The sequence below is a fragment of the Flagellimonas ulvae genome, from assembly GCF_049333175.1.
In the GTDB taxonomy this organism is placed as follows: domain Bacteria; phylum Bacteroidota; class Bacteroidia; order Flavobacteriales; family Flavobacteriaceae; genus Flagellimonas.
Window position 1 is genome coordinate 1 of sequence record NZ_CP186325.1, and the last position, 2,500, is coordinate 2,500.

At 52.6% G+C, this 2,500-nt stretch carries 2 tRNA genes and 2 rRNA genes (1 of these 4 cut by a window edge); all 4 read left to right on the top strand.

Going from position 1 to position 2,500, the window contains the following annotated elements:
* The first annotated feature begins 202 nt into the window (after positions 1 to 202).
* Positions 203 to 1,728, top strand: a 16S ribosomal RNA gene (locus tag ACOKFD_RS00005).
* Between the two features lie 103 nt (positions 1,729 to 1,831).
* A tRNA-Ile gene (locus ACOKFD_RS00010) sits at positions 1,832 to 1,905 on the top strand.
* A 99-nt stretch (positions 1,906 to 2,004) separates the two neighbouring features.
* Positions 2,005 to 2,078, top strand: a tRNA-Ala gene (locus tag ACOKFD_RS00015).
* A gap of 226 nt (positions 2,079 to 2,304) precedes the next feature.
* A 23S ribosomal RNA gene (locus tag ACOKFD_RS00020) occupies positions 2,305 to 2,500 on the top strand; it runs 2,626 nt beyond the window's last position.
* Together the 16S and 23S rRNA genes with 2 tRNA genes alongside form the textbook arrangement of a ribosomal RNA operon.

Consider the following 2,500-nt stretch of genomic DNA (forward strand, 5'->3'; position numbering starts at 1 on the left):
ATTTGCACCCGCTAAAACGGTAAAGGTATTGTTTTTGCGGGGACGGAAAGGGAGCTCGGAAGGGCGTTTTTTTTGTCTTTATATAAAGAGAAGTTCATTGGCATTATTGAAACAGACAGCGTAAATCAGAGAAGATTTAGAATGAACCATTTTGGTGCCGGGCTCAGTTGTATTTGGGGCGACATATAGTATATGACGCATTACAATGAAGAGTTTGATCCTGGCTCAGGATGAACGCTAGCGGCAGGCCTAACACATGCAAGTCGAGGGGTAACAGGGATAGCTTGCTATTTGCTGACGACCGGCGCACGGGTGCGGAACGCGTATGGAACCTACCTTTGTCAGGGGAATAGCCCAGAGAAATTTGGATTAATGCCCCATGGTAACATCACATTGCATGATGGGATGTTTAAAGATTTATCGGACAAAGATGGCCATGCGTACCATTAGCTTGTTGGTGAGGTAACGGCTTACCAAGGCAACGATGGTTAGGGGCCCTGAGAGGGGGATCCCCCACACTGGTACTGAGACACGGACCAGACTCCTACGGGAGGCAGCAGTGAGGAATATTGGACAATGGCCGAAAGGTTCGATCCAGCCATGCCGCGTGCAGGATGACTGCCCTATGGGTTGTAAACTGCTTTTATACGGGAAGAAACCTCCCCTCGTGAGGGGAGCTGACGGTACCGTAAGAATAAGGACCGGCTAACTCCGTGCCAGCAGCCGCGGTAATACGGAGGGTCCGAGCGTTATCCGGAATCATTGGGTTTAAAGGGTCCGTAGGCGGGCCTGTAAGTCAGGGGTGAAAGGCCACGGCTCAACCGTGGGACTGCCCTTGATACTGCAGGTCTTGAGTTATGGTGGGGTTGCCGGAACATGTGGTGTAGCGGTGAAATGCATAGATATCACATAGAACACCGATCGCGAAGGCAGGTGACCAACCATATACTGACGCTGATGGACGAAAGCGTGGGTAGCGAACGGGATTAGATACCCCGGTAGTCCACGCCGTAAACGATGGATACTAGCTGTCGGGACCTCGGTCTCGGCGGCCAAGCGAAAGTGATAAGTATCCCACCTGGGGAGTACGTTCGCAAGAATGAAACTCAAAGGAATTGACGGGGGCCCGCACAAGCGGTGGAGCATGTGGTTTAATTCGATGATACGCGAGGAACCTTACCAGGGCTTAAATGCGGGCTGCATGGGACAGAGACGTCCCTTTCTTCGGACCGCCCGCAAGGTGCTGCATGGTTGTCGTCAGCTCGTGCCGTGAGGTGTCAGGTTAAGTCCTATAACGAGCGCAACCCCTACCGTTAGTTGCCAGCAAGTAAAGTTGGGGACTCTAACGGGACTGCCGGTGCAAACCGTGAGGAAGGTGGGGACGACGTCAAATCATCACGGCCCTTACGTCCTGGGCCACACACGTGCTACAATGGCCGGTACAGAGGGAAGCCACCCCGCAAGGGGGCGCGGACTCTACAAAGCCGGTCACAGTTCGGATCGGGGTCTGCAACTCGACCCCGTGAAGCTGGAATCGCTAGTAATCGGATATCAGCCATGATCCGGTGAATACGTTCCCGGGCCTTGTACACACCGCCCGTCAAGCCATGGAAGCCGGGAGTGCCTGAAGTCCGTGACCGCAAGGAGCGGCCTAGGGCAAAATCGGTAACTAGGGCTAAGTCGTAACAAGGTAGCCGTACCGGAAGGTGCGGCTGGAACACCTCCTTTCTAGAGAAAGGTCGCCCGATATGATGTCGGGCCCGCACTGGGATGACCGTTCCGGATCTTTTCTGATGTTGTCTGTTCAATGCCAATAATGATATATTGTTGAAGTCTCGTAGCTCAGCTGGTTAGAGCGCTACACTGATAATGTAGAGGTCGGCAGTTCGAGCCTGCCCGAGACTACTGAGAGAAGTTCATTTGATATTGAATAGGAAATTCTAGGTGTTGAGTTGCCGTTATATAGTACTGTTAACTGATAACCGTTAACTGACAACTGATAAAGGGGAATTAGCTCAGCTGGCTAGAGCGCCTGCCTTGCACGCAGGAGGTCACCGGTTCGACTCCGGTATTCTCCACTGGGCAATGTCCGGGGGTAATTGATTTTTTTATCTCTGTAGCATTGCACGGACCGCGCTGATATATGATTATCGGTGGCGATTCGCCACGTTCATTGACATATTGGGACGGAGCGGACATATCCTTAGGGAGATGTCACGTGAAGTCAAAGAAGAAACACGAAGTAGAATAGAATATTTGTAAAGGAATACGAGGGCGTGGCCATGGAAGTCGTTCCATGGCCCGCGACAAGCAAAAGAAGGGCGTATGGGGGATGCCTAGGCTCTCAGAGGCGAAGAAGGACGTGATAAGCTGCGAAAAACCGCGGGGAGCTGCACATGAGCATTGATCCGTGGGTGTCCGAATGGGGCAACCCGGCATACTGAAGGTATGTCACCCGCAAGGGGGCTAACCCGCTGAACTGAAACATCTAAGTAGGCGG